Origin of the sequence: Paraburkholderia tagetis (assembly GCF_022213065.1) — a bacterium.
Taxonomy (GTDB): domain Bacteria; phylum Pseudomonadota; class Gammaproteobacteria; order Burkholderiales; family Burkholderiaceae; genus Paraburkholderia; species Paraburkholderia tagetis.
The window spans coordinates 179,581-202,928 of record NZ_JAKLJA010000011.1 but is presented as its reverse complement, the minus strand read 5'-3'; the positions used below and the strand labels follow the sequence as shown (position 1 = coordinate 202,928).

The 23,348-nt window shown below is 60.2% G+C and carries 23 protein-coding genes and 2 pseudogenes; 14 read left to right on the top strand and 11 right to left on the bottom strand.

Annotation, left to right across the window (positions count from 1 at the left end):
• The 3 genes from L5014_RS16205 to L5014_RS16195 all read right to left on the bottom strand — a co-directional run.
• Positions 1 to 287: amidohydrolase family protein (locus L5014_RS16205; protein ID WP_238464739.1), on the bottom strand; the 287-nt coding region annotated here is incomplete at its 3' end.
• A 36-nt stretch (positions 288 to 323) separates the two neighbouring features.
• Positions 324 to 491, bottom strand: coding sequence for a DUF1427 family protein (locus L5014_RS16200; RefSeq protein ID WP_238464738.1), 168 nt, complete (start codon positions 489 to 491; stop codon positions 324 to 326).
• 174 nt (positions 492 to 665) lie between these two features.
• The gene (locus L5014_RS16195; protein WP_238464737.1) at positions 666 to 1,352 is read right to left on the bottom strand and encodes a hydrolase; all 687 of its coding nucleotides are present in this window, start codon (positions 1,350 to 1,352) and stop codon (positions 666 to 668) included.
• A gap of 289 nt (positions 1,353 to 1,641) precedes the next feature.
• Between L5014_RS16195 and L5014_RS16190 the strand changes: the two genes are divergently transcribed.
• Positions 1,642 to 1,929 (top strand): XapX domain-containing protein, encoded by a 288-nt coding sequence (locus tag L5014_RS16190; protein ID WP_238464736.1) that lies wholly within the window; start codon positions 1,642 to 1,644, stop codon positions 1,927 to 1,929.
• A 148-nt stretch (positions 1,930 to 2,077) separates the two neighbouring features.
• On the opposite strand, the gene wrbA (L5014_RS16185) is transcribed toward L5014_RS16190, so the two are convergent.
• On the bottom strand, positions 2,078 to 2,680 hold the full coding sequence (gene wrbA / locus L5014_RS16185; RefSeq protein WP_238464735.1) for an NAD(P)H:quinone oxidoreductase: 603 nt from the start codon (positions 2,678 to 2,680) through the stop codon (positions 2,078 to 2,080).
• Between the two features lie 441 nt (positions 2,681 to 3,121).
• Here wrbA (L5014_RS16185) and L5014_RS16180 point away from each other — a divergent pair, with 441 nt between their 5' ends.
• The 5 genes and pseudogenes from L5014_RS16180 to L5014_RS16160 all read left to right on the top strand — a co-directional run bounded on the left by L5014_RS16180 (position 3,122) and on the right by L5014_RS16160 (position 6,848).
• Complete coding sequence (locus L5014_RS16180; protein WP_238464734.1) at positions 3,122 to 3,844, top strand: pirin family protein; 723 nt, start codon at positions 3,122 to 3,124, stop codon at positions 3,842 to 3,844.
• A 51-nt stretch (positions 3,845 to 3,895) separates the two neighbouring features.
• Positions 3,896 to 4,489 (top strand): annotated as a pseudogene (gene wrbA, locus L5014_RS16175) (NAD(P)H:quinone oxidoreductase); the annotation flags it as partial.
• 210 nt (positions 4,490 to 4,699) lie between these two features.
• Positions 4,700 to 5,074 (top strand): DoxX family protein, encoded by a 375-nt coding sequence (locus L5014_RS16170; protein WP_274389391.1) that lies wholly within the window; start codon positions 4,700 to 4,702, stop codon positions 5,072 to 5,074.
• 137 nt (positions 5,075 to 5,211) lie between these two features.
• Positions 5,212 to 6,129: a LysR family transcriptional regulator gene (locus L5014_RS16165; RefSeq protein WP_238464733.1), complete on the top strand. Its 918-nt coding sequence runs from the start codon at positions 5,212 to 5,214 to the stop codon at positions 6,127 to 6,129.
• Between the two features lie 308 nt (positions 6,130 to 6,437).
• Positions 6,438 to 6,848, top strand: coding sequence for a DoxX family protein (locus tag L5014_RS16160; protein WP_238464732.1), 411 nt, complete (start codon positions 6,438 to 6,440; stop codon positions 6,846 to 6,848).
• Positions 6,849 to 7,067: 219 nt separating this feature from the next.
• Here the strand turns inward: L5014_RS16160 and L5014_RS16155 are convergent, their stop codons facing one another.
• On the bottom strand, positions 7,068 to 8,093 hold the full coding sequence (locus L5014_RS16155; protein WP_238464731.1) for an AraC family transcriptional regulator: 1,026 nt from the start codon (positions 8,091 to 8,093) through the stop codon (positions 7,068 to 7,070).
• A gap of 375 nt (positions 8,094 to 8,468) precedes the next feature.
• Between L5014_RS16155 and L5014_RS16150 the strand changes: the two genes are divergently transcribed.
• From L5014_RS16150 to L5014_RS16130, 5 genes are all read left to right on the top strand, one after another.
• Entirely contained in the window at positions 8,469 to 9,713 is a 1,245-nt protein-coding gene (locus L5014_RS16150) for a dienelactone hydrolase family protein (protein ID WP_238464730.1), read from the top strand.
• 36 nt (positions 9,714 to 9,749) lie between these two features.
• Positions 9,750 to 10,538 (top strand): SDR family oxidoreductase, encoded by a 789-nt coding sequence (locus L5014_RS16145; RefSeq protein WP_238464729.1) that lies wholly within the window; start codon positions 9,750 to 9,752, stop codon positions 10,536 to 10,538.
• 55 nt (positions 10,539 to 10,593) lie between these two features.
• Positions 10,594 to 11,832, top strand: a complete 1,239-nt coding sequence (locus L5014_RS16140; RefSeq protein ID WP_238464728.1) for a styrene monooxygenase/indole monooxygenase family protein — start codon at positions 10,594 to 10,596, stop codon at positions 11,830 to 11,832.
• A gap of 77 nt (positions 11,833 to 11,909) precedes the next feature.
• Positions 11,910 to 12,389 carry a flavin reductase family protein gene (locus tag L5014_RS16135; protein WP_238464727.1) on the top strand — a complete coding sequence of 160 codons (480 nt, stop codon included), beginning with the start codon at positions 11,910 to 11,912 and terminating at the stop codon, positions 12,387 to 12,389.
• A 58-nt stretch (positions 12,390 to 12,447) separates the two neighbouring features.
• Positions 12,448 to 13,383: a SphA family protein gene (locus tag L5014_RS16130; RefSeq protein ID WP_238464745.1), complete on the top strand. Its 936-nt coding sequence runs from the start codon at positions 12,448 to 12,450 to the stop codon at positions 13,381 to 13,383.
• 256 nt (positions 13,384 to 13,639) lie between these two features.
• Here L5014_RS16130 and L5014_RS16125 read toward each other — a convergent pair whose 3' ends face one another.
• The 4 genes from L5014_RS16125 to antA form a co-directional block, all read right to left on the bottom strand.
• The gene (locus tag L5014_RS16125; protein WP_238464726.1) at positions 13,640 to 14,638 is read right to left on the bottom strand and encodes an AraC family transcriptional regulator; all 999 of its coding nucleotides are present in this window, start codon (positions 14,636 to 14,638) and stop codon (positions 13,640 to 13,642) included.
• A 97-nt stretch (positions 14,639 to 14,735) separates the two neighbouring features.
• Positions 14,736 to 15,776, bottom strand: a complete 1,041-nt coding sequence (gene antC / locus L5014_RS16120; protein WP_238464725.1) for an anthranilate 1,2-dioxygenase electron transfer component AntC — start codon at positions 15,774 to 15,776, stop codon at positions 14,736 to 14,738.
• A 16-nt stretch (positions 15,777 to 15,792) separates the two neighbouring features.
• On the bottom strand, positions 15,793 to 16,284 hold the full coding sequence (gene antB, locus L5014_RS16115) for an anthranilate 1,2-dioxygenase small subunit (protein ID WP_238464724.1): 492 nt from the start codon (positions 16,282 to 16,284) through the stop codon (positions 15,793 to 15,795).
• Positions 16,285 to 16,287: 3 nt separating this feature from the next.
• Positions 16,288 to 17,676, bottom strand: a complete 1,389-nt coding sequence (antA, locus tag L5014_RS16110; RefSeq protein WP_238464723.1) for an anthranilate 1,2-dioxygenase large subunit — start codon at positions 17,674 to 17,676, stop codon at positions 16,288 to 16,290.
• Positions 17,677 to 17,905: 229 nt separating this feature from the next.
• On the opposite strand from antA, the gene L5014_RS16105 reads away from it, so the two are divergent.
• The 3 genes from L5014_RS16105 (at position 17,906) to catA (ending at position 20,376) form a co-directional block, all read left to right on the top strand.
• Positions 17,906 to 19,042 (top strand): muconate/chloromuconate family cycloisomerase, encoded by a 1,137-nt coding sequence (locus tag L5014_RS16105; protein ID WP_238464722.1) that lies wholly within the window; start codon positions 17,906 to 17,908, stop codon positions 19,040 to 19,042.
• 30 nt (positions 19,043 to 19,072) lie between these two features.
• Complete coding sequence (catC, locus tag L5014_RS16100) at positions 19,073 to 19,363, top strand: muconolactone Delta-isomerase (RefSeq protein ID WP_238464721.1); 291 nt, start codon at positions 19,073 to 19,075, stop codon at positions 19,361 to 19,363.
• Positions 19,364 to 19,440: 77 nt separating this feature from the next.
• On the top strand, positions 19,441 to 20,376 hold the full coding sequence (gene catA / locus L5014_RS16095; protein ID WP_238464720.1) for a catechol 1,2-dioxygenase: 936 nt from the start codon (positions 19,441 to 19,443) through the stop codon (positions 20,374 to 20,376).
• Between the two features lie 141 nt (positions 20,377 to 20,517).
• On the opposite strand, the gene L5014_RS16090 is transcribed toward catA, so the two are convergent.
• Positions 20,518 to 21,780, bottom strand: a complete 1,263-nt coding sequence (locus L5014_RS16090; RefSeq protein ID WP_238464719.1) for an adenylate/guanylate cyclase domain-containing protein — start codon at positions 21,778 to 21,780, stop codon at positions 20,518 to 20,520.
• 666 nt (positions 21,781 to 22,446) lie between these two features.
• A pseudogene (locus L5014_RS16085) lies at positions 22,447 to 23,346 on the bottom strand (IS630 family transposase); the annotation flags it as partial.
• Positions 23,347 to 23,348: the final 2 nt, after the last annotated feature.

Sequence of the window (23,348 nt, the reverse complement as noted above, 5' to 3'; positions counted from 1 at the left end):
ACGGCGAGCGAGCGCACGCCGTCCCAGCGCAACTCCATGTTGTAGTTCAGGCCGCCGCGAATCAGATGCAGGTGGTTATCGATCAGGCCTGGCAGCGCGGGCCGCCCGCCGAGATCGACGACTTTTGTCGCACCGCCTGCCAGCGGCATGATGTCGGCGTCGCTGCCAACCGCGACGAAACGGCCGTCAGCGATCGCCACGGCAGTGGCAGTTGGGTTTGAACGGTCCAGGGTGGTGAACCGTCCGTTATGCAGAATGAGGTCGGGTTGGGGGCTGGTTGCGCTCATGTGCGTTACCTCGTTTCGCTCTCTTACGCGCTTCAATTAGAAACCGAAAAACTGCTTGAGCGCCGGGAAGGCCTGCACGCCGATCACCATGCCGAGCAAGCCGATAAGCGCTATCAGTGGCGGCGCGGGCGAGCGAACCTTGATCACGCTATAGATCACGCCGATCAGCACGCCTGCGCCCAATGACACCAGGTAAGGTTCCATGCGTTCAGACTCCCCTCCAGATTCGAATCCAGGCCGATGCATCCTGATCAAGAAGGCTCTTGCACCCGGGCTATGCGCGACGCTGCACTGCAGGCAGTGGGTCGCCGCGATCGCCGGTGCAACGCCTTCGTATAGAACGCATCACACCGGCTTCGCCCATGACCACGCCCGCGATCAGGTCGCCGGTACCGCGGGGAGCGCCTCATGCGGCGTTGCGGTACGCTGCGGCGCCTTGTGGACCATCGTGTACGCGTAATCGATGCCCATGCCGTAGGAGCCCGAGTGCTCCTTCGCGATCGCCATGACGGCGTCGTAGGTCTCGCGGCGTGCCCAGTCGCGCTGCCATTCGAGCATGACCTGCTGCCAGGTGACGGGCACGACGCCCGCCTGGATCATGCGCTGCATGGCATAGTCGTGTGCTTCCTTCGACGTACCGCCCGAAGCGTCGGCCACCATGTAGATTTCATAGCCGCCTTCGAGCATCGCGCACAGGGCGAAGGTGTTGTTGCAGACCTCGGTCCACAGGCCCGAGACCACCACCTTCTTGCGACCGTTCGCGGCAAGCGCGTCGCGCACCTTCTGGTCGTCCCACGAGTTCATCGACGTGCGTTCGAGCAGCTTCTGCCCCGGAAACACGTCAAGGAGTTCAGGATAGGTGAAGCCGGAGAAGCTTTCCGATTCGACCGTCGTGATCGTGGTCGGAATACTGAATACCTTGGCCGACTTGGCCAGGGCGACGACGTTGTTCTTCAGTACTTGCCTGTCGATCGACTGCACGCCGAAGGCCATCTGCGGTTGCTGATCGATGAAGATCAGCTGGCTGTTTTGCGGGGTGAGGACTTCAAGCTTCGGATTGCTCATGGCGCGTCTGTCCTTTGATCAGGAGAGAAAAAGCCCGCCTCGTCGGCTAAACCGGGAGGGACCCAATGTGCTTTGTGCTGGGAGATTCGACAACCAGCCCTCATCATTTAAGCCACAATTTCTACAAAATTCCACCCAATAAGTTGAATTATGTATGTTGTTAATAATTAATATTAAACCTGATTTAATGATACTAATTGAGCTATCCTTATCATGGAAATTCCATCGTCCTTCAAGATTCTTGCTGCGAAGCACTTATTAGTTAACAAATCGTAAACAGGATCGAATCATGAAACCGTACATTTTTTCGTTCCTCGCAGGCATTCTGGCCGGCGCTGTTTACTACTTAATCGGCGTTCAGTCGCCGGCGCCGCCGACCGTTGCACTGGTGGGCCTGCTCGGCATTCTGGCCGGAGAGCAAATTCTCCCTGTCGCGCGCCGCATGCTTTCGGGCATCAAGCTCAACGCGGCATGGCGCGAAGCGAAATGCAGCCAGCACATGTTCGGCTCTCTCCCGGGTGCTCACGTATCCAATGCAGCGAACAAGGACCATCGTGACACATCGACACTGTCATAATTGCGCGCTGCACAATCCACCGGCAGCATAAAAGCAGGGGCAAACGCTCGCTCAACACCCAGATTGAACAGCGTGCCCCTCGACACCAATCTCTCAACGAAGCCCGCTCCCGGCGCAGCCTCCTTGATTGAATACCTTGCGGCGGCTATCAGGATGCCAGTTTCGCTGCGAGTTCTGCGACGTGCTTACCCTGGTAGCGCGCAATGTCCAGTTCGTTCGCGCTCGGTTGGCGGCTGCCGTCGGCACCGGCGAGCGTCGTTGCGCCATAAGGCGTGCCGCCGGTGATTTCGTCCATCTTCGTGAGGCCTGCGCATGCATACGGGACACCGACGATGACCATGCCGTGATGCAGGAGCGTCGTGTGAAACGACGAGATGGTGGTTTCCTGTCCACCGTGCTGCGTGCCGGTCGACACGAACACGCCGCCAATCTTGCCGACCAGCGCGCCCTTCATCCACAGGCCGCCGGTTTGATCGAGGAAGTTGCGCATTTGCGCGGCCATGTTACCGAAACGCGTCGGCGTGCCGAAGATGATGGCGTCGTAGTCAGCGAGTTCGTCGATGGTGGCCACGGGCGCGGCCTGGTCCAGCTTGATGCCAGCCGCCTTCGCCTGCTCGGCGGGAATCGTCTCGGGCACACGCTTGAGTGTCACGTTCGCACCAGCGACGGACTTCGCACCTTCAGCGATAGCATGTGCCATCGTCTCGATGTGACCGTAGGACGAGTAATACAGGACCAGAATTTTGGACATTTGAGTTCTCCAGGTTACATGGCGACCCTGCGGGTCGGTTAGCGCCGCTGTCCGGTGCGGGCTGAGACGGTTCGCAGTACTGATAGCGCAGAGGCGTGCGCCCCTTCCTCACCATCAGCGTCTGCTGCCGATGCTCGCACTTCGAAAATTCTCCCAGGTGCGTGCCGGGGACAGCGAAGACAGCGAAGACAGCGAATAAGACCCGCAAAGCTTACGCGAACACCATCTGGAGTCAATTGCGTTTCGCGTTACTTTCTGTCGCGTTTTAGTTGACTCAATGTTCGTTGAAGCCAGCACGCAAGAATGCTCTCGGCAGAGTGCGCCGCCCCCCACAGCGTCAACGAATACGAGACTGTGAGTACCCGCTGCCCCGCTTGTTCGAGCGAAGCGATCACGTAAAAATGAGGCCACTTCGTTACAGCATCGCTCAAGGACTCCACGATGATTCAAGTACGAGCAGCAAATGAGCGCGGTCGAGCAGAGCACGGATGGCTCAGTTCCCGTCACACGTTTTCCTTCGGAAGCTACTACGACCCGCAGCAACCCGGCTACTCCGACCTGCTCGTCATCAATGACGACCGCGTAGCACCTTCCCAAGGCTTCGGTACACACCCGCATCGCGACATGGAAATTATGTCCTACGTGCTCGAGGGTGCGCTTGAGCATCGCGATTCCATGGGCACCGGGTCGGTCATCGTGCCTGGCGACGTGCAGCTCATGAGCGCTGGCTCCGGCGTGACCCATAGCGAGTTCAATCATTCGAATCGCGACAGCGTCCACTTCCTCCAGATTTGGGTCGTCCCCGGCGAGAGCGGTGGCACGCCGCTGTACCAGCAACGAAACGTGCCCAGCACTGAGAAACGCGGTCGGCTTCGCCTCATCGCCTCGCCCGACGGCGCCGGGGAGTCGCTCACCATCAAACAGAACGCCGCCATTTATGCAGGCCTGTTCGACGGCGACGAGCGAGCAACCTACAACCTGGCGCCGGACCGATACGCCTATGTGCATGTTGCACGCGGGTCAGTGAAGCTGAACGGCACGATGCTGCGAGAAGGTGATGGCGCGCGCATTCGTGCGGAATCGGCCCTCGAGTTCACTGAGGGCAACGACGCCGAGGTCCTCTTGTTCGATCTTCGTCCCCTGGACAAAACCATTCGCGGATAACACGCCGTACTGCTCCGCTGATCTTGTAACGCATTCCATTGAAAAAACAGCATGTCAAAGATTCTTGTTCTTTACTATTCGTCGTATGGCCACGTCGAGCGTCTCGCGCAGGCCGTCGCCGAAGGTGCGCGTGTCGTCAACGGCACGCAGGTCACGCTCAAACGTGTCCCAGAAACCATCCCGGAAGCGCAGGCGAAAGCTGCGGGCATCAAGCTCGACCAGCAGGCCGAGGTCGCAACTATCGATGAACTCGCGAGCTACGATGCCATCATCTTCGGCACGCCGACGCGCTTCGGAGACGTGGCGGCACAGATGCGCAACTTCCTCGACCAGACCGGAGGCCTCTGGGCGAAGGGCGCGCTGATCGGCAAGCTTGCCAGCGTGTTCATCTCGACTGGCACGCAGCACGGCGGCCAGGAAACCACACTGCGTGCGTTCCACACCACTCTGCTGCACCATGGCATGGCAATCGTCGGTGTGCCCTATGCATGCCAGGGCCTGACGAACATGGACGAAATCACTGGCGGCTCGCCGTATGGCGCAACGACGCTTGCCGGCGCGGATGGTAGCCGGCAGCCAAGCTCCAATGAGCTGGATATCGCGCGATACCAGGGCCAATACATTGCCACGCTCGCAGCACGCCTGAACAAGCAACCGATGTCGAAGCAATCGTCCTCAACGTCCGATGCGACAACTGCTCCCGCGAACAGAAAGGCCGAGTCAACGAGCGCAGCACGCGCGAGCCAACCGAAAGAAGCTCATATTGAAGGGCGGCGTTCGGAGCAAAGCCACGCTGGCACCGCCAGCAGCAGTCGGGCGCATGAAAGTGGGTGGACGAGAAACCGCGACACCGCGCTGCTCGCCTCACGTGTGCTGATGATGGTTCTTTTCGTTCTTTTCGGCTGGCAAAAGATGACCGGCTTTGACGGAACCGTGAGCTACATGGCAAGCGTCGGCAGCCACGCACCGGGTCTGGCAGCCCTCGTTGCAGTGCTTATGGAGTTGGCCGTCGGACTGCTGATCGCAATCGGATTCTATACGCGCCCTCTCGCATTGCTGCTTGGTTTGTATACGGTCGGCGCCGCGTTCATTGGCCACCACTACTGGACAATGACCGGTATGGAGCATTACGTGAACATGATTAACTTCTACAAGAACATCAGCATTGTTGGCGGGCTGCTTCTTCTCGCGGTATCCGGCCCGGGCCGGCTCTCCTTCGACAAGAGATAATCGGTCGAGCGGGAGTCAGTTGCATCTCCGCCAGGAGCATCGCACCGGAAAACGAAAATCGAGTCGTCGTGCGGTTCAATGCACATTAGCTTCAAGTATGATACCGGCTACTACGAGTTACAAACCGGTTGACACTCATGCAGCTAGAGGACGTCCGAATTTTCGTTGCCACGGTGAACTCAGGCAGCTTCACTGCGGCAGCGGACCAGTTGCAGCAATCCAAGCAATACGTCAGCCGCCGCGTGGCCGCTCTCGAGGAGACGCTGAGCGTGCGCCTTCTGGTTCGCAACACACGCAAACTCACGGTCACGGATTTGGGGCGCGAATTCTATGACCATGCGCAGCGGATTCTCGAGGCCGTATCCAACGCCGAGGAGGCCATCTCCGAGCGCCACGGCATGCTCCACGGCGCGCTGCGCATCAGCGCGCCGCTCTCGTTCGGCATGCGTCACCTTTGCCCACTGATCGTCGAGTTCATGAGGTTGCATCCCCGGGTGCAGGTCAATGCCGACCTCAGCGACCGCCGCGCTGACCTCATTGGCGAGGGCTTTGACCTTGCATTGAGAATCGGCCCGCTCGCCGACTCCACGCTCATTGCCGCTTGCCTTGGCGACCTGCGGATGACTGCATGCTGCAGCCCGGCCTACGCGAAGGAGCACGGGATGCCGTCGTCGCCCGAAGAACTGGGGCGACACAAATGCCTCCTCTATGGCAAGGAAAGCACCACGGGCTGGGAGTTCGTTGTCGACGGCAACCGCCAGGTGTTCGAAGTGAAAGGGATGCTCGTCGCGAACAATGGCGAACTGGTTCGTGACGCGGCTGTGGCAGATGCAGGTATCGCCCTGCTGCCGTACTTCATCGTAGGCCCGGCCATTGAAGACGGATCGCTCGTACCCGTTCTCGAATCCTTCGTTCCCCCGCCGCTCCAGCTCAGTGCGGTGTATCCGCAGCATCGCCAGGGCTCACTTGTCATGCGCACGTTCCTGTCGTTCCTCCAGGAGCGCCTTGGCGATGCGGTTGCGCAACCCGCCGTCCGGCGACCTGCGCGCGGTTAAACCCGCGCCGCATTCCTTCCAGCGAAATCGCAGCGGCGCGTTGCAAGCGTCGCGCTGCCTACTTGCGTGCGTCAGTTCAAGCCTCGCGCTCATCCTCGATTGTCAACCTTTTGGCGACTGTGAATACGTCGCCACCCGATTGATTGCGCGCATCGATTGCGTAAAATTTCGTTCATTGATGCAAGCCCGACAACCGTTCCTTTCGCTCTTGTCGAGGCAAATTGCTGATCTGGAAAACGATGCAAAGCGTCTGGCACGCAAACACGAGTCCGGTAGCACTAGCATCCAACCTGGTTTAAGGAATCGACATGCGTTATCTTTCTTTCGACAATCAGCGCGACGGCTTCATCCTCGCAGCCCGCATTCTGATGATGGTGCTATTCATTCTGTTCGGCTGGCAAAAGCTCGCGGGCTTCGAGGGCACCGTCGGATACATGGCGACCGTCTCGCCGCTGCCCACGCTGTCCGCAATCATCGCCGTGGCAGTTGAGCTTGGCTTCGGTCTCCTGATTGCTGTTGGCTTCTTCACGCGCCCCATCGCAATCATCTTCGCTGTCTACACCGTCGCGACGGGGTTCATCGGCCACCGCTACTGGGCGCTGACGGGTATGGACCAGTACATGGCGATGATTAACTTCTACAAGAACGTCAGTATCGCCGGTGGTCTGTTGCTCCTCGCCGTGATTGGCCCGGGCCGCTACTCCATCGACAAGAAGTAATCACGACACGCACGGCGGGACGGATTCCACGCCCCGCCCACACATTCTCGTTTGCGTGAATTTGGCCTCTTCGGAGGCCTTTTTTGTGCGCCCAGTTTGCTAATAAGTTATTGCAACGCTCGCGGCACCGCAACGCGCGATGAATTGCTTCTGACAGCACTGAGGTTCCAAGGTGAAAACTTTTGTCTACATGAACGACGTTCACCAGACCGGCTAACGTCAGCCGTGTGTCCCGCCGTACCGACTTCGTAGCGAAACCGAGGGCGATTCGCCAAACGCCCGCTTGTACTCCATTGCGAACCGGCCCAGGTGGGCGAACCCCCACTTGAGCGCAACGTCCGTAACGGAAACCGGTTCAGCCGCCGCGCCGCGGAGTTCATCGCGCACACGCTCAAGACGCAATTGACGCACCCATGCCATTGGGCTCACGCCGTGGCAATTGCGGAAGCCGGAAAACAGCGTGCTAGCACTCACCCCAGAAAATTCGGCAAGCCGCTCGATCGTCAGGGGCTCATGCAGATGCGTGCGAATGTATTCCTCGACGCGCTTCACGTAGAACGGTGCAAGCGGTGCGCCCAGGGGGCGCGCGCCACTGCGCGCAGTGTTGACCTGCCCATAAACGAGCGCGTTGAGCACGGTGGATTCGAACTGTTCGTAGGCCAATGGATGACGCAGTGGGTGCGCCGGATCACTCAACACATTCGCCAGCACCGAGAGCAACGGCAACAGACACACGCCCGATGGCGAAGTCAGGTTGAATTCGGGCTCGAATTCCACCACCCTGTGTTCCTCGGTGCCGAAATGGCGCGCGCAGTGGTGCTCGATCGCTTCGCGCTCGATGCGCAGCACGACTTGCGGACAATGAATCCAGCGCATCCGCAAGGGCAGCGTCGGCGACACGAGCGAGGCAACACCTGGCGATGAATCGAAACGGTGGTTGCCACATTCGATTTCGGCACCGCCGCTCAAAGGGATCTGCAACAGGAAGAAACTGCCGAGACGTTCGGGGTCGATTGTCACGTCGCCGCCATAGTCGAGCAGATTGAGCGACAGACTCCCGTGCCGTGCATGATACATGTGGCTCTGCAGATGCTCAGAAGTGCCAAGCAAAGCGAGCTTGTGAGGCTTGAACACGGAGCCAACGCACTCGCGCACCTCGTCAAGGTCGCCCGATTCAAGCAACAGGGTGCCGCTGTTGAAGCAGCCCGCACCGAGCAGCGCATCCGCGGCGGGAAAATGCTTCATTGAAATTCTCCAGGAACGTCCACCTGCACCCGATCCGGGCACGGTGTTTCCGAGTCCACGAATCGTCTGCAGGAAGCGGGCAGCCGCGTGGGGGATTTGGATAGTTTCCTCGCTCCGGAAGCCTCCAGCAAGCCAGGCAACGCCAAAGAGGCAAAAACAGGCCCACTTCGGGTCGCTGCGTACTGTAGGCCCTGCCCCGCTCTGGCAGCCATCCTCAATTACCCTCGCTCCGCCTGGCAGGGTTTTCCCTCGTTCCGCAGGTTTTTAGAGTCCCCGGATAGCCGTTGAATGAAACGGATAGAGCCATCTGTTTTGTCGCAGAACACTGGGGGCACTCGAGCCGCAACCTGTTGGAGACTATTGGAGAGCCTCACAATGAAAGGAAAATACATCGATATTCCAGCCCCGGACGGCGGCGCGTTCCGGGCCTACCTGGCAACCCCTGCAAGTGGCGCGGGACCCGGCATCGTGCTGTGCCAGGAGATCTTCGGTGTCAACGCGACCATGCGCGACGTGGCCGACTACTACGCCGAGGAAGGCTACACGGTGCTGGTGCCCGACCTGTTCTGGCGCGTCGAACCCGGCATCGAACTCGGTTATACCGAAGCCGGTTTTGCGCGTGCGTTCGATCTCTATCAGCAATACGACGAGGATCTTGGCGTCGACGATGTCGGCGCGACGCTCGCCGTACTGCGGACATTGCCTGAATGCCAGGGCGAGGTCGGCGTGCTCGGTTTCTGCCTCGGCGGCAAGCTGGCCTGGCTCGCGGCCTGCCGTCTTCCCGTGGCTTGCGCGGTCAGCTACTACGGCGTGGGGATCGAGCATGCACTGGAAGAAGCGGCGAGCATCAAGGGGCGCCTCGTCCTGAACATCGCCGCACTCGACCGGTTCTGTCCGCCCGAGGCGCAGCAGCAGATCACGGCGGCACTGGGCCACAACGAGAACGTGGAGGTGTACGTCTATCCAGGCGTCGACCACGCGTTCGCCCGCCAGGGTGGCGACCACTTCGACAAACCTTCGGCGCTGATGGCGCACGAGCGCGCGGTGGCCGCGTTTCGCAAGACGATGGGGCCGCATTACGATCTGTCGGCACTGTGGGAAGAACATCTCGCCCACGAGTTCGCGACGCGCGACGTGGATGCCACGATGGCAACGATGGTGGCCGAGCCCTACGTCAACCATATTCCGACGCTCACGGGCGGCGTGGGCTACACCGAGTTGAAGCGCTTCTATAGCCACCACTTCGTGCACGCCAATCCACCCGATACGACGATCCAGCCGATCTCGCGCACCATCGGTGCCACGCAGATCGTCGACGAAACGCTGTTCTGCTTCACCCACACCACCGAGATCGACTGGATGCTGCCCGGCATCGCGCCCACGGGCAAACGCGTCGAGATTCCGCTGCTGGCCGTGGTGAAATTCCGCGGCAACAAGCTCTATCACGAGCACATCTATTGGGACCAGGCCAGCGTGCTCGTGCAGATCGGCCTGCTCGACCCGACTGGGCTGCCCACCACAGGTGTGGATACCGCCCGCAAACTGCTCGACGAAACGCTTCCCTCGAACACGCTGATGAAGCGCTGGCAGGACAGCGTCCCCGCCAACGATGCCCACTGACCGAATCCTCCCCTCAAGAACATGGAGCAAGCCATCATGACTTCACTCGCAGGCAAGACCGCCATCGTGACGGGCGGCGCCACGCTGATCGGGGCGGCCGTCGCCCGGGATCTCGCTGCTGCCGGCGCCAACGTTGCCGTGCTCGATATCGATGCCGAGAACGGCGCACGCGTGGCGGATGCGCTCGGCGCCAACGGCCTCTTCATCGAAACGGATATCACTAGCGACAGCGCGCTGGGGCAAGCAGTTGCGAGAACCGCACAGCAGTTCGGCGGTATCGACATCCTCGTCAATCTGGCTTGCAGCTATGTTGACAATGGCATCCAGGCAGGCCGCAACGACTGGCTCGCCGCGATGAACGTGAACGTGATCTCGGCGGTCATGCTGGTCAAGGCCGTGCATCCGTATATGGTCAAGCGCGGCGGCGGCTCGATCGTCAACTTCAGTTCGATTTCAGCCGAGTGCGCGCAAACGGGACGGTGGCTCTACCCGACCTCGAAAGCCGCGCTCAAGGCACTCACACGCAACATGGCGATGGATCTGTCCCAGGACGGGATTCGCGTGAATTCGGTTTCGCCCGGCTGGACCTGGTCGCGCGTGATGGATGAACTCACGCATGGCGACCGCGCAAAGACGGACCGCGTGGCCGCGCCCTTTCATCTGCTCGGACGCGTCGGCAACCCGGAGGAAATCGCGCATGTCGTCACCTTCCTGTGCACCGATGCAGCGAGCTTCGTGACCGGAGCCGATTACGCCGTCGATGGCGGCTATTCGGCGATGGGTCCCGAGCAGGCCATGCCCGCCATTCCGAAGCTCGCTGAATGAGATCGGGCACGGCGCAAACACGCTTCCTTAATTTATCGACTTCGAGGTATTCGTCATGAGAAAAATTGCCATCGTCGGCGCTGGTCAATCTGGTCTCCAACTGGCGCTCGCCCTGCTCGCCCGTGGTTATCAAGTCACGCTCGCAACCAATCGCGATGCCGAGCAAATCCGCACCGGCAAGGTCATGTCGAGCCAGTGCATGTTCAACGCCTCGCTACAGATCGAGCGCGATCTCGGTCTGAACTGGTGGGAGGCATCGTGCCCGCCCGTAGAAGGCATTGGCCTCGCGGTGCCGCATCCCGACGTGCCAGGCCGCAAGCTGATCGACTGGTCCGCACGCCTGACCCACCCTGCACAATCCGTGGATCAGCGCGTCAAGATGTCGGCCTGGCTCGAAGCTGTCGTCGAGCGTGGCGCCGATGTGCGGATCTGCGACGTTGGCGTGCCCGAAATGGAAGAACTCGCGAAAAGTCATGACCTCGTGCTGCTCGCCGCCGGTAAGGGCGAGATTGTCAACCAGTTGGGCCGCGACGCCGAGCGTAGTCCGTTCGACAAGCCCCAGCGCGCGCTGGCGCTGACCTACGTGAAGGGCATGACGCCGTCGACGCCCTACTCGCGTGTGCGCTTCAACCTGATCCCGGGCGTGGGCGAGTACTTTGTATTTCCCGCGCTGACGACGACGGGGCCGTGCGAAATCATGGTGTTCGAAGGCATTCCGGGCGGCCCGCTCGATTGCTGGGGGAACGTCAAGACACCCGAGCAACATCTCGAGACCAGCCTCGCTTTTCTCCGCCAATACCTGCCGTGGGAAGCCGAGCGCTGCGCCAACGTGGAACTGACCGACCCCAACGGCGTGCTGAGCGGCCGTTTCGCACCGACGGTGCGTAATCCTTACTTCCGGCTGCCTTCCGGCAAGACCGTGTTCGGTATGGCCGACGCGATCGTCGTGAACGATCCGATCACAGGCCAGGGCTCGAACAATGCCGCCAAGTGCACGAAGGTCTATCTCGACGCCATTCTCGAACGCAACAGTGCTGCCTTCAGCGAAGACTGGATGCAGCAGACCTTCGAGCGTTACTGGTCCTATGCGCAAGCGGTCGTCAAGTGGACGAACTCGATGCTCACGCCACCGCCGCCGCATATTCTCGAGTTGCTCGGCGCGGCCGGTCAGTTTCCTTCGCTGGCTTCGACGATTGCCGACGGCTTCGACGACCCGCGCATGTTCTCGCCGTGGTGGTTCGATCCGGCCGCCTGCATGGCGCTGATCAACGAACACGCTGCGCGCGCCGCGTAATGAACACGAAAAGGAGAAAACTCATGTGCAGCACGCCCGAACCCACTGCCGCGAAACCCGATGACCTGCTCAATGCGATGCGGCAATTGCGCAACGCCTTCGGGCAGTATCCGACGGGCGTGACCGTTATCACCGCCGCCGCGCAGGACGGACGGAAAATTGGTCTGACCGCCAACTCGTTTGCATCGCTATCGCTCGATCCGCCTCTTGTGCTCTGGAGTATCGGCAAGACTTCGCCCAGTTGCCCAGACTTCGTGCATGCCGGCTACTTCGCGATCAACGTGCTGGCCAAAGACCAGATCGAACTGTCGCAGCGCTTTTCAAGAGCGTCGCCCGACAAGTACGCTGGCGTGGCCTGCCGCGAAAGCCTTGGCGGAACCATGGTGCTGGATGGCTGCAGCGCCCACTTCGTGTGCCGCAACCTGGCGCAGCACGATGGCGGCGATCACGTGATCTTTATCGGGCAGATCGAGCATTTCGAAGCAGATGGGCACGCGCCGCTGGTCTTTCATTCGGGGCAGTATGGCGCAGTCGCCGGCAATCGGGCATGTATTTAATCTACTTATTTAGTATTCCATATATAAAGGCAACCGAATGAAGCGCTCCGCGTCCCGCATGCTGCTCTTCTGCTTCGCTGTGTCTGGTCTGATGAACACCACATCGGCAATAGCCGGCGACCTGCCCAACATCAACCTTGGTTTTACGAGCTTCCTTGATGGCGCCCCCCCGGCGGGGTCCGGCTGGTATGCAACGCAGTACCTCGAATACTATACGGCCGACCGCATCAACGACAATGCAGGCAACAAAGTGGCGCTGCCGAAGCAGAATATCGATGTCTTCGCAGGCCTGACGCAACTCGTTTACCAGTCGCCATTCAAGATTGCCGGCGCGCATCCGGGCATCGACGTGATTCTCCCGTGGGTGGCATCGGCCCACACCGACGACGGCATGGGCGACGTGGCGTTGAACGCACGCACGGGGTTCGGCGATCTGCTTGTCGGGCCGTTCATCCAGTTCGATCCGGTCATGGGTCCGGACGGCCCCCGCTTTGCGCACCGCTTCGAACTCCAGATCATTGCGCCAACGGGTGCCTACGACCCAGGCAAAGCAATCAATCCGGGCAGTGGATTCTGGTCGATCGATCCGTACTGGGCGGCGACTGTCTGGATCAATCCGAAGTGGACGGTTTCCTGGCGGCTGCACTACCTCTGGAACGCCACGAACAATCGGCCGTATCGGGGCCTGGGTGAAGACGTTTCTTCATCACAGGCCGGGCAGGCGCTGCACGTCAACCTTGCGACGGAATACGAGGTGATGCCAGGTTTGCGAATCGGCCTCAATGGTTATTGGCTGCGCCAGATCACCGACATGAAGGTGAATGGCCAGAGCGTGTCCGGCCAGCGCGAAGCGGTATGGGCGATCGGCCCGGGGGCGATGTATAGCTTCTCCCAGCATGACCACCTGCTGTTCAATGCCTATTTCGAGGCGGATGCGCGCAACCGTCCCGAGGGAACGCGCCTCGTGCTGCGTTACGTGCATCACTTCCAGTGACATTCCGACCAGGAGATTGCGCCATACCCGCGGGCCGGAGTTGAGGCTGCGGATATGGCGCGAGCGAATGCTTATAGAGACATTCGCTAACGCCCCGCCCGGCGGCCCCGCCGTTGCTCCGTGCCAGGATGTGCTGACAGTTCGTACAATCCTGTTCGCAAGTCGCACCAAGGCGCATCGCTTGCCTCTTTAAGCAGCGCACAGCGGCGTGCACATGTCCGTCCATGCCGACCTCGCATGACTCAAGTCCGATGATCTAACGTCTTGCCGCGCGCTTGAGCGTCTGCGATGGCGTTTCGCCGAAAAGTTGCCTGTAGTCACTCGAAAATCGGCCGAGATGCGAAAATCCCCAGTTCATCGCAATGGACGAAACGTTGTGCTCAGAGCAGTCGGAGAGCATGTCGCGCCGCACCGCTTCTAGCCGATGCCGTTTCAGATACGCCATGGGCGCAAGCCCAAAGTGCTGCCGGAAGCCTTCGAACAGCTTGTAGCGGGACACCCCCGCTGCACGCTCGATGTCTTCGAGCGCGATGTCTTCGCGGGCGTTTTCGTGAATGAACTGTTTCGCGCGCAACAAATAGTGCGGACACGAAGGACGCATCGCCTCGGCAAGCGCTTGCGAATAGTTGTGGGGCTGGGAGAGCAGCAGGCCTTTGATCAGCGCGTGCTCGAGATCCCCTGCCATTTGCTGGTGATTGAGCAACGGCCCCGCCTGTCCCATCTCGGCCAGCAGGAACTTGACCATGCGCCACCAGGCCGCCTGATCGCCTTCGGCGGCATTCATCTGCGGCTCGAACGTCAACGCAGCTTCGAGCGGGCGTTGCAGAAGTCCCTCGAGCACCTGACGCAAGGCCGGACTCGGTATTGAAACGATGATCTTCCGGCAATTGCCCATGATCGCAAGCTCCTGCGTCTCATGCGGCGAGAGAACGAGGCCCCTGTCCTGGTCCGACAGCCATAAGCGGCCCTGAGCGGAGAGTTCCTGCTGGCCGGTGAGTGGCAGGCTCACGCTGTAGCTGTTGAGCGGTGCGTCATTGTGCACCGAGACGGTGACGTCGGTGCCGTACTCAACGTACCCCAACGTGCTGGCCATGGAACGCATCACCGTTCCAGAATGATGGAATTGCAGTTCTTTCGGGCTGCGTACCTGCAGCCCATGGGGGCCGCAAATCGACGCCATCCAGTCCCGCGCGCCTTCGAGGTCGTGACTCAGCGCGTCGATACCTCGACGGTCGTTGAAGGTGGGGGGATGCATGGCGTGTCATGAGGGGATCGACGATGGCTCAATAGTAAACTACGCCATGCGAAGACAAAATACTGAAACACCCCAAGACACGCCGGCAGCCACAGCATCAGGTGGACAGCTGTGCGCTGTTGCTGTCCCCGAATTTTTCGTAGTAAAGACGGTGGCCCTCCAGTCGTTCGCTTGCAAGCCACGTCTTGATTGCCTCAACCATCGGCGGCGGTCCGCAAACATACATGTCGAAGGGATTTGCTTCGAGCATCCCGCGATCGAAATGCTCGGGAATCAGCCCCGTCTTACCCTGCCATGATTCAGAGGGATTCATCACAACGATGTCGCACGCGAAGTTTTCGATGCGCTGCTCGTAGGACTTCAAACGATCGATCTCGCATAAATCGCGTGCGTTCGTCACACCATAGTAGAGATGGACCCTCTGGCCACAGCCGCCCTTGTGAGCGAGATCGTCGAGCATGCCCAGGAATGCGGACAGGCCGGTACCGCCTGCGACCATCACTAGCGGCCGCTCCACCTCGCGTAGGTAGAACGTGCCCAGCGGCGCCTCGAACTCGACCGTCTGGCCCGGCTCGCAGCGCTCGCGCATATAGTTGCTCATCGCACCGTCGGGCAGCAGACGGATCAGGAATTGCAGCTGGTTGTCCTCGCTGGGCCGGTTGGCGAATGAATACGAACGCCATACATTCGCGCCCGGCACCCTTAGACGAGCATACTGGCCGGGCAGGAAATCAAGCCGCCCAGGATGTGCACTCGCGTCCAGATGCAGGATCGCGGTTGTTTCGGAAACCTGCTTGACAGCCGTGACCTGGCCGGCGAGCAACGTGGTCCCGCTCGCGCTGCAAAAACTCGAATCGAAATCGAAGTAAAACGACGCATCGGATTGCACGCGCGTCTGGCAAGACAGAATCTTGCGCGCGGCGAGATCGTCAGCCGACAGCGTTTCTTCATCGACATAGTCCTGCGTATAGCTGCCCGATTCGCAGCGCCCCTGGCAAGTCCCGCACACGCCCTCGCGGCAATCGAGCGGAATATTTACCCCATTGCGCAGTGCGGCGTCGAGCAGGAGTTCGCTGGCACGGACATCAAAGAACATCGTCTTGCCATCGGCAAAACTGAAGGCAACCTTGTGGCTCATCTCGTGGCACTCCCGCTTACAGATGATAGAAGTCGAGCACTGCATTGATCGTGTCATTCAGCAGGAGCACGTGCTTGCGCGTGATTTTCCAGCTGTCGCCGGACGGACGCAGCTGGTACGTGACGCGGCCGAAGAAGTGTTCCGCAACGCCCTGCCGCGCGTAAAACGTGGCCCAGTTGGCTTTGACTTCCAGTTCGTCGCCTTCGCGCTGCGAGATACGGACATTGGTGATCTGGTGCAGCGTGCGCGGCAGCGGCGTTGACGCAGCCGACTTGCCCGTGCGCAGCCGGAACACGCGATCCTCCAAACCCGTGCGGTTCGCATAGTAGATGAGCGACATGCCGCGCTTCGGGTCGGTCGTGTACACATGCTCGGAGTCCCACTGGGGCACGTGGAATTCGCTGTTTTCGTCGAACAGATCGAGGTACTCGTCCCAGCTTTGCGCGTCGCAAAGTTCAGCCTTGCGATAGAGAAACTGCTCGACCGATTGTTGCAGGGTGACGGACATGGTTCAGGCCTCCTTCGTAATGTTCGACTTCTGTGCGAGCCCCTTCATGAGGTATTGCTGCCACGCACCGTGCTGGTTGACGTAAAGCCCCTCGTGAGTCAGCTCCGTGCCGCACAGCACCGGTTCGATGCCGAGCAACCGCGTATTGGCCGTCTCGCTTGCCACCCACTTGTGATGTCCGCGAGAAATGTCGCTCCAGCGCTCGAGGCGCGCCTGGAAGCCACGTTGCTGCTCACGGAACTCCACGAGATCGTCGGGCGTGCCCATTCCCGACACATTGAAGAAGTCTTCGAACTGCCGAATGCGGCTCTCGCGGTCCTGATCCGATTCGCCCTTCACGCCGATGCACTGGCTGATAACCTCCGTCTTGTTCCACGCGACCGGACGCACGATGCGAAGCTGGGAGCTGATCTGGTCCATGAAGAACAGGCTCGGATAGATGTTCAGGTTGCGCAGGCGATGCATCATCCATTCAGCCTTCTGCTGCCCCTGTGCCTCGACGAGGCGCGGCATGACGCTGCCGTAGCCGGGACGCACACTGGGATTGGGCATGTCGCTGAACAACACGCTATGGCCGTTCCTGAATGCGAACCAGCCGTCGTCGGTCTCTGAATCGCCCGCGCCAAGCTTGCTGTAGTCGAGCGTTCCGCTCGTTGAGCCGCCGCTTTGTGCATTGGCCTCCTGGCGCCGCTGCACCGTGGCGACGTAGTTGTAGTGGACCGTGCTCACGTGGTATCCATCGAGGCCGTTTTCGTTCTGCAGCTTCCAGTTGCCTTCATAGGTGTACGTGGACCTGCCCGGCAGCACCTCCAGCTCGCCCGTGGGCGATTGCGCCACCATCATGTCGAAGAAGATTCGCGCATCGCCGAGGTAATCCTCGAGCGTGTCGGTCGCATCCGCGTCGAGGCTGATAAACACGAAGCCCTTATAGCTGGCAATGCGCGCTTTTTGCAGGCCGCGCGTGGACTTGTCGAAGTCGTCGCAGTATTCGCCCGGCGCCTTGACCTTGACGAGGCGTCCGTCGCTCTTGTAGCACCACGCATGAAAGGGGCACGTGAAGGTCGACTGATTGCCTTTGCCCATCCGCGTGAGGGTCGCGCCGCGATGCTGGCACGCGTTGATCATCGCGTTGAGCTGACCGTTGCCGTCGCGCGAGATGATCATAGGCTGACGGCCCGCGCGCATCGTCATGAAGTCGTGCGGCTTGGGGATCTCGCTCTCATGGCACGCGTAGATCCAGTTCTTCTCGAAGATGAACTCCATCTCCAGGTCGAACAGTTGCGGCTCGGTGAACATCTCCCGCGCAATGCGATAGACGCCCTCTGCCGGACGGAAATCGAGGCATCCGCCAATGAATTCTTGCCACTGCGACGTGTCTTTTTCGGCGCTCATGATGGGTTCTCCTCCAGTCATCTGGCGGTCTTGCGACCGGGTTCGTGATGAGTTGCATTGAATACCCGATGCAGTGCGGCGGCTATCCACCTGGTCGCCGTTCGCTATCCGCTTTTTTTGCCGCCGAAAAAAACGGATAGCGAGTGTCCAATAGACGGATAGCGCCCGCGCGGGCCCGGATATCTAATGCCGTCAACGCCCCCACATATCCACACACCGAGCTTCTGCCATGACCGCAACGACGATTGAACGTATCGAAACCCGCCTCGTCGATCTGCCGACGATTCGCCCGCACAAGCTCTCGGTCGCGACCATGCACGGGCAGACGCTGATGCTCGTGAAGGTGTATTGCAGCGACGGCGTGAGCGGCATTGGCGAAGGCACCACGATTGCGGGCATGGCTTACGGCCCCGAAAGCCCGGAGGCCATGAAGCTGGCGATCGATGCTTACTTCGCGCCGGCGATGATCGGCCAGGATCCCACACGCGTCCAGGCGTTGATGGCCCACCTCGGCAAGCTCGTCAAGGGCAATCACTTCGCGAAGAGCGCAATCGAAACCGCGTTGCTCGACGCGCATGGCAAGCGCCTTGGCGTGCCCGTGAGCGAACTGCTGGGCGGGCGCCGCCGCGAACGGCTGCCGGTTGCGTGGACGCTGGCATCGGGCGACACCGCGAAAGATATCGCCGAGGCCGAGACGATGCTCGAAGCGCGTCGTCACAAGATCTTCAAGCTGAAGATTGGCGCGAAGGAACTCAAGACCGACATCAAGCACGTGGCCGATATCAAGCGGGCGCTAGGCGATCGAGCGGCGGTGCGCGTCGACGTCAATATGGCGTGGAGCGAGACGCAGGCCGCATGGGCCATTCCGGCACTGGCCGACGCAGGCTGCGAACTGGTCGAGCAGCCGGTGGCGTCCGCCGCCGCACTTGCACGCCTGATGCGCCGCTTCCCTGTCGCACTGATGGCCGATGAAATCCTGCAGGGCCCAGAAAGCGCGTTCGAGATCGCCAGGAGCGAAGGCGCCGACGTGTTCGCGATCAAAATCGAACAAAGCGGCGGGTTGTTCGCGGCCCAGCGCGTAGCCGCAATTGCCGATGCAGCCGGTATCGAGCTCTATGGCGGCACCATGCTCGAAGGCGCGGTCAGCACGGTCGCCTCGGCGCATCTGTTCGCGAGCTTCACCAACCTCCAGTGGGGTACCGAACTGTTCGGACCCCTGCTGATTACCGAAGAGATCCTGATCGAGCCGCTGAACTACAGCGACTTCGCCTTGACCGTGCCCAATGGGCCGGGCCTCGGCATCGAGCTCGACGAGGCGAAGGTCAAGCGCTTCACGCGCGATGGCCTCATGAAAGTCACCCGCTAATCCCTGGCCCCGACAAGAGGACGCTCGACCATGCTTTTCCACTTACGAATGGATGTGAACCTTCCCGCCGATATGCCGCCCGATGTCGCCAACGAAATCAAGGCGCGCGAGAAGGCTTATTCGCAGGAGTTGCAGCGCAGCGGAAAGTGGCGCCATATCTGGCGCCTGGTTGGCGAATATGCGAACTACAGCATCTTCGATGCAGGGAGCAACGCCGAGCTCCACGACCTCCTGAGCGCATTGCCGCTGTTCCCGTACATGAAGATTGAAGTCACGCCGTTGTGTCGTCACCCATCGTCGGTGCGTGACGACGACGCGTGAGCCGGAAACCCAGGTGTTTTAAAGGGCGCCCCACCCACCCCGCGTCATTTCCCCAATACCAACTGGAGACAGTAATCATGAGCGTGAAAGTATTCGAAACCCAGGAAGTGCAGGACCTGCTGAAGGCCGCCACAAACATTGACGGCAGCAACGGCAACGCACGTTTGAAGCAGCTCGTCCACCGCCTGCTGGGCGATCTGTTCAAGGCCATCGACGATCTCGACATCACGCCCGATGAAATCTGGGCCGGCATCAACTATCTGAACAAGCTCGGCCAGGATGGGGAGGCAGCGCTGCTTGCGGCCGGCCTCGGTCTCGAGAAGTATCTCGACATCCGGATGGACGCAGCGGACAAGGCGGTCGGCATCGACGGCGGCACGCCGCGCACGATCGAAGGTCCGCTTTATGTCGCAGGCGCACCGGTGCGCGACGGCGTCTCGCGAATCGACCTCGATGCGGATACGGATGCCGGCCCGCTCGTCATCCGTGGCACGGTCGCCGGTCCCGACGGCAAGCCCGTCGCGGGTGCCGTGGTGGAATGCTGGCACGCCAATTCGAAGGGCTTCTATTCGCACTTCGACCCGACCGGCGCGCAAAGCGACTTCAACCTGCGCGGCGCGGTAAAGACCGGCGCGGATGGCAAGTACGAATTCCGCACGCTGATGCCGGTGGGCTATGGTTGCCCTCCCCAAGGCGCGACCCAGCAACTGCTGGACGCAATTGCCCGGCACGGGAACCGGCCTGCGCACGTGCACTTCTTCGTGACGAGCGACGGCCACCGCAAGCTGACCACGCAGTTCAACATCGAAGGCGATCCGCTGATCTGGGACGACTTCGCCTACGCCACGCGTGAAGAGCTGATCCCGCCCGTCACGGAACAAGCCGGTGGCACCGCGCTGGGACTGAAGGCCGACGCGTACAAGGACATTGAGTTCAATTTAAAGTTGACCCCGCTCGTCGGGGGAAAGGACAACCAGCTCGTCAATCGCCTTCGCGCTTCAGCCACGGCGTAATGACCCGAACAGGCGGCGGCGTGGCAACGCTGCCGCCTGTCAGTGTAGTGAGCTGGCCGCCGCCACCCCGCGAGGTACGAGCGAGCACGCGCAACAACCCAAGCCATGCGTTTGCTCCAGCGGCGCCGAAAAGTGAATCGGTTATTGTCCTGAAGTGACGCCCGTTCCCGCATAAATCGGATTTGTTCCCGTCAGGAACCAGGTGTGCAGTGTACCGATGCCCTTCGCTTCAATTGCGCCGCGCTCCTCAAACAAAAAGCGATCGCCAAGAAGGCGCCGCGTGGCGTCGGTCACCTGCACACGCCCCGCGACGCTGTGGGACTCCATTCGACTGGCAGTGATGACTGCGGCGCCCCACAGGTCATAGATGAACTTTCGCCTGCCGATGACACCGGCGACCACAGGCCCGCTATTGATGCCAATGCGCATCTGGAGGTTGTAGCCGTGGCGCCGATTAATTCGCGTAAGCGCATCGATCATGTCCAGAGACATATGAGCTGCCCTCACTGCATGGTCAGGCGCCGGGTCGGGCAGTCCAGCTGCTGCCATGTAGGAATCGCCGATAGTTTTGATCTTTTCAAGGCCACAGCGATCGGCAATGTTATCGAATTCCGCGAAAATTTCGTTGAGGAATGCGACCAATTGTTCTGGAGTCATATTCGTCGAAAACGGTGTAAACGCGACAATATCTGCGAATAGAACCGTGACATCAGTAAAACTGTCGGCAATGATTTCCGGAATGCTGTCGGCGATCAGGTCCGGGCGCGCTTTCAGTCGTTCAGCGATCGGATAGGGAAGCAGATTGAGCAATAGCCGCTCGGACATTTTTTGCTCGACAGCGAGCTTGTCATAGAGGCTCTGAAGTTCGTCGCGCTGGCGCTGGATTAATTCCCAACTTGCCTGTAATTCCTCGTTCTTGCGCGCAATCGCAGCTTCGGCGCGCCTTTTCTCAGTGATATTGCGGCCCTCCGGAAGCAGGAATATGACGTCACCACTTGAATCTTTGATCGGCAAAATCGAAAAATCAACGACGATCGTCTCCGCACCGGCCAACTGACCGTAGACTTCGAAATCGCAGCGGACGAACTCGCCTTCGCCAGCGCGGCGAATTAGCTCCCGGAGCGAGGCCTGTGTCTGCGGGGATACGACCCACCACCGCGCCTCCCAGAACGGCTTGCCGCGAATGTCGTCCATTCGTATCCCGGCAGCTTCAAGCGCAGCACGATTGATCTCGAGCATTGTCCCGTTCGCATCCAGTAAACCTACGAACTGGTACATCGCGTCTACCATGACGCGCGCTAATTTATTGCGCTGAGTCTGAGGGTCATCGATCGCAGAAAGCGTCACATCGCCCACGCGAAGTTCCGGGACGTCAGAGAAACACGGGCGATGGATCGCAGCCATGCATCACCTCTTATGACTTCAGCATCCGGTGCAAAGCTTGCATACCAGATTGCCTTCAGTTTGCTATCGATTGGATACTCTCAGTGTACCCACTCGCGCGACGAAGATGCGTGTATCGGTATATTCATACAAATACACAGTGTGGCGCAAAACGGTTTCGGATCCACGATCGTTGGCGCACCGCTCATCATCTCCGCGATCAACCGGCCCATGATCGGCCCCAGCCGTAGGGCGCAATCGCGACCGAGTCGGAGCTTAGTCAGTTCTACAACGTGTCCGATGGGACGCCGATCTGCAGACAGGGTAACCCCGTAGAAAGGCACGCCATCGCCGGATGAGTTCTGTTGCCGGGTCGGGTTCTCATTGCGGGGGCTCAGGCCCACCCAGTATGGGATTGGCAATGTGGCGATGGACGGTTACCCCCAGATCTACCCCCGCTGCGTGGCGGAACAAAATGGAACCGGGCCGCTGAAAGCGCCAGGCCTGCCAGCGACATTTCCGTAGCGTGAAGCGGACGGCGACGTCGTCGTATTACAACGCTCGCGGCACCGCAACCGCGCGATGAGTTGCTTCTGCACGACGCGCTGTTCTTCATGACCGACCACCCCGCATTTCGCACTTACGCTCACGCTGTGCGCGTGCGCTTTCACCGGCACATCATCTCAGTCATGCCCAAGGAGAACCAGATGGAACTCGTGACCATCGCCATCGACCTGGCCAAGCGCAGAACCGTTCGAGTCTTGCGAGAATTTCATCGGCCGACTTGCTCCAGGCGAACGGCCGAGGATTCGCGCTATAGACGTCGAGGTAATGCCGGATCGCCTCTTCAAGTTGCCGTGTCGAGTGATACGTGCCCCGTCGAATGTATTTTTCGGTCAGCGTGGCAAACCAACGTTCCACCTGATTGGGCCACGATGCGGACGTTGGCGTGAAGTGAACCTGGAAGCGTGGATGTCGAGCAAACCAGTTCCTGATTGAAGGCGTCTTATACGTGCCGTAGTTATCCATCACCAGATGAACTTCCAGTTCAGCGGGCACGTTCGCATCTATCGTGCGCAGGAACTGCAGGAATTCACTGCTGCGATGGCGACGATGCAATTCACCGATGACTTCGCCAGTAGCAATGTCCAGCGCGGCGAACAAGGTGGTGGTGCCGTGGCGCATGTAGTCGTGATTACGACGCTCGGGAATGCCGGGCGCGAGCGGCAGTATGGGCTGCGTACGGTCCAACGCCTGGATCTGGCTCTTCTCGTCGACACACAGCACCATCGCCTTCAGTGGCGGTTCGAGGTACAGACCGACGATGTCGCGAACCTTGTCGACAAGCAGCGTATCACTCGAGAGTTTGAAGGTTTCCTGCCGATGCGGCTACAGGCCGAAAGCGCGCCAGATGCGCGACACAGCCGTCTGCGAAAGGCTCATCTCCCGAGCCATCTTACGCGTACTCCAGTGCGTCGCGCCTGCAGGTACGGATTCCAGTGTCTTCGCGATAACGGCATCGACACGGGTGTGGTCGATCGATCTGGGCGCACCCGAACGCGGCGCGTCGAGCAGGCCGTCCAGCCGAT

What these genes read in the sequence shown, in the direction of transcription:
- L5014_RS16200 (WP_238464738.1), bottom strand. Translation starts at nt 491, where the DNA reads ATGGAACCTTACCTGGTGTCATTGGGCGCAGGCGTGCTGATCGGCGTG.
- L5014_RS16195 (WP_238464737.1), bottom strand. Translation starts at nt 1,352, where the DNA reads ATGAGCAATCCGAAGCTTGAAGTCCTCACCCCGCAAAACAGCCAGCTG.
- L5014_RS16190 (WP_238464736.1), top strand. Translation starts at nt 1,642, where the DNA reads ATGAAACCGTACATTTTTTCGTTCCTCGCAGGCATTCTGGCCGGCGCT.
- wrbA (WP_238464735.1), bottom strand. Translation starts at nt 2,680, where the DNA reads ATGTCCAAAATTCTGGTCCTGTATTACTCGTCCTACGGTCACATCGAG.
- L5014_RS16180 (WP_238464734.1), top strand. Translation starts at nt 3,122, where the DNA reads ATGATTCAAGTACGAGCAGCAAATGAGCGCGGTCGAGCAGAGCACGGA.
- L5014_RS16165 (WP_238464733.1), top strand. Translation starts at nt 5,212, where the DNA reads ATGCAGCTAGAGGACGTCCGAATTTTCGTTGCCACGGTGAACTCAGGC.
- L5014_RS16160 (WP_238464732.1), top strand. Translation starts at nt 6,438, where the DNA reads ATGCGTTATCTTTCTTTCGACAATCAGCGCGACGGCTTCATCCTCGCA.
- L5014_RS16155 (WP_238464731.1), bottom strand. Translation starts at nt 8,093, where the DNA reads ATGAAGCATTTTCCCGCCGCGGATGCGCTGCTCGGTGCGGGCTGCTTC.
- L5014_RS16150 (WP_238464730.1), top strand. Translation starts at nt 8,469, where the DNA reads ATGAAAGGAAAATACATCGATATTCCAGCCCCGGACGGCGGCGCGTTC.
- L5014_RS16145 (WP_238464729.1), top strand. Translation starts at nt 9,750, where the DNA reads ATGACTTCACTCGCAGGCAAGACCGCCATCGTGACGGGCGGCGCCACG.
- L5014_RS16140 (WP_238464728.1), top strand. Translation starts at nt 10,594, where the DNA reads ATGAGAAAAATTGCCATCGTCGGCGCTGGTCAATCTGGTCTCCAACTG.
- L5014_RS16135 (WP_238464727.1), top strand. Translation starts at nt 11,910, where the DNA reads ATGCGGCAATTGCGCAACGCCTTCGGGCAGTATCCGACGGGCGTGACC.
- L5014_RS16130 (WP_238464745.1), top strand. Translation starts at nt 12,448, where the DNA reads ATGCTGCTCTTCTGCTTCGCTGTGTCTGGTCTGATGAACACCACATCG.
- L5014_RS16125 (WP_238464726.1), bottom strand. Translation starts at nt 14,638, where the DNA reads ATGCATCCCCCCACCTTCAACGACCGTCGAGGTATCGACGCGCTGAGT.
- antC (WP_238464725.1), bottom strand. Translation starts at nt 15,776, where the DNA reads ATGAGCCACAAGGTTGCCTTCAGTTTTGCCGATGGCAAGACGATGTTC.
- antB (WP_238464724.1), bottom strand. Translation starts at nt 16,284, where the DNA reads ATGTCCGTCACCCTGCAACAATCGGTCGAGCAGTTTCTCTATCGCAAG.
- antA (WP_238464723.1), bottom strand. Translation starts at nt 17,676, where the DNA reads ATGAGCGCCGAAAAAGACACGTCGCAGTGGCAAGAATTCATTGGCGGA.
- L5014_RS16105 (WP_238464722.1), top strand. Translation starts at nt 17,906, where the DNA reads ATGACCGCAACGACGATTGAACGTATCGAAACCCGCCTCGTCGATCTG.
- catC (WP_238464721.1), top strand. Translation starts at nt 19,073, where the DNA reads ATGCTTTTCCACTTACGAATGGATGTGAACCTTCCCGCCGATATGCCG.
- catA (WP_238464720.1), top strand. Translation starts at nt 19,441, where the DNA reads ATGAGCGTGAAAGTATTCGAAACCCAGGAAGTGCAGGACCTGCTGAAG.
- L5014_RS16090 (WP_238464719.1), bottom strand. Translation starts at nt 21,780, where the DNA reads ATGGCTGCGATCCATCGCCCGTGTTTCTCTGACGTCCCGGAACTTCGC.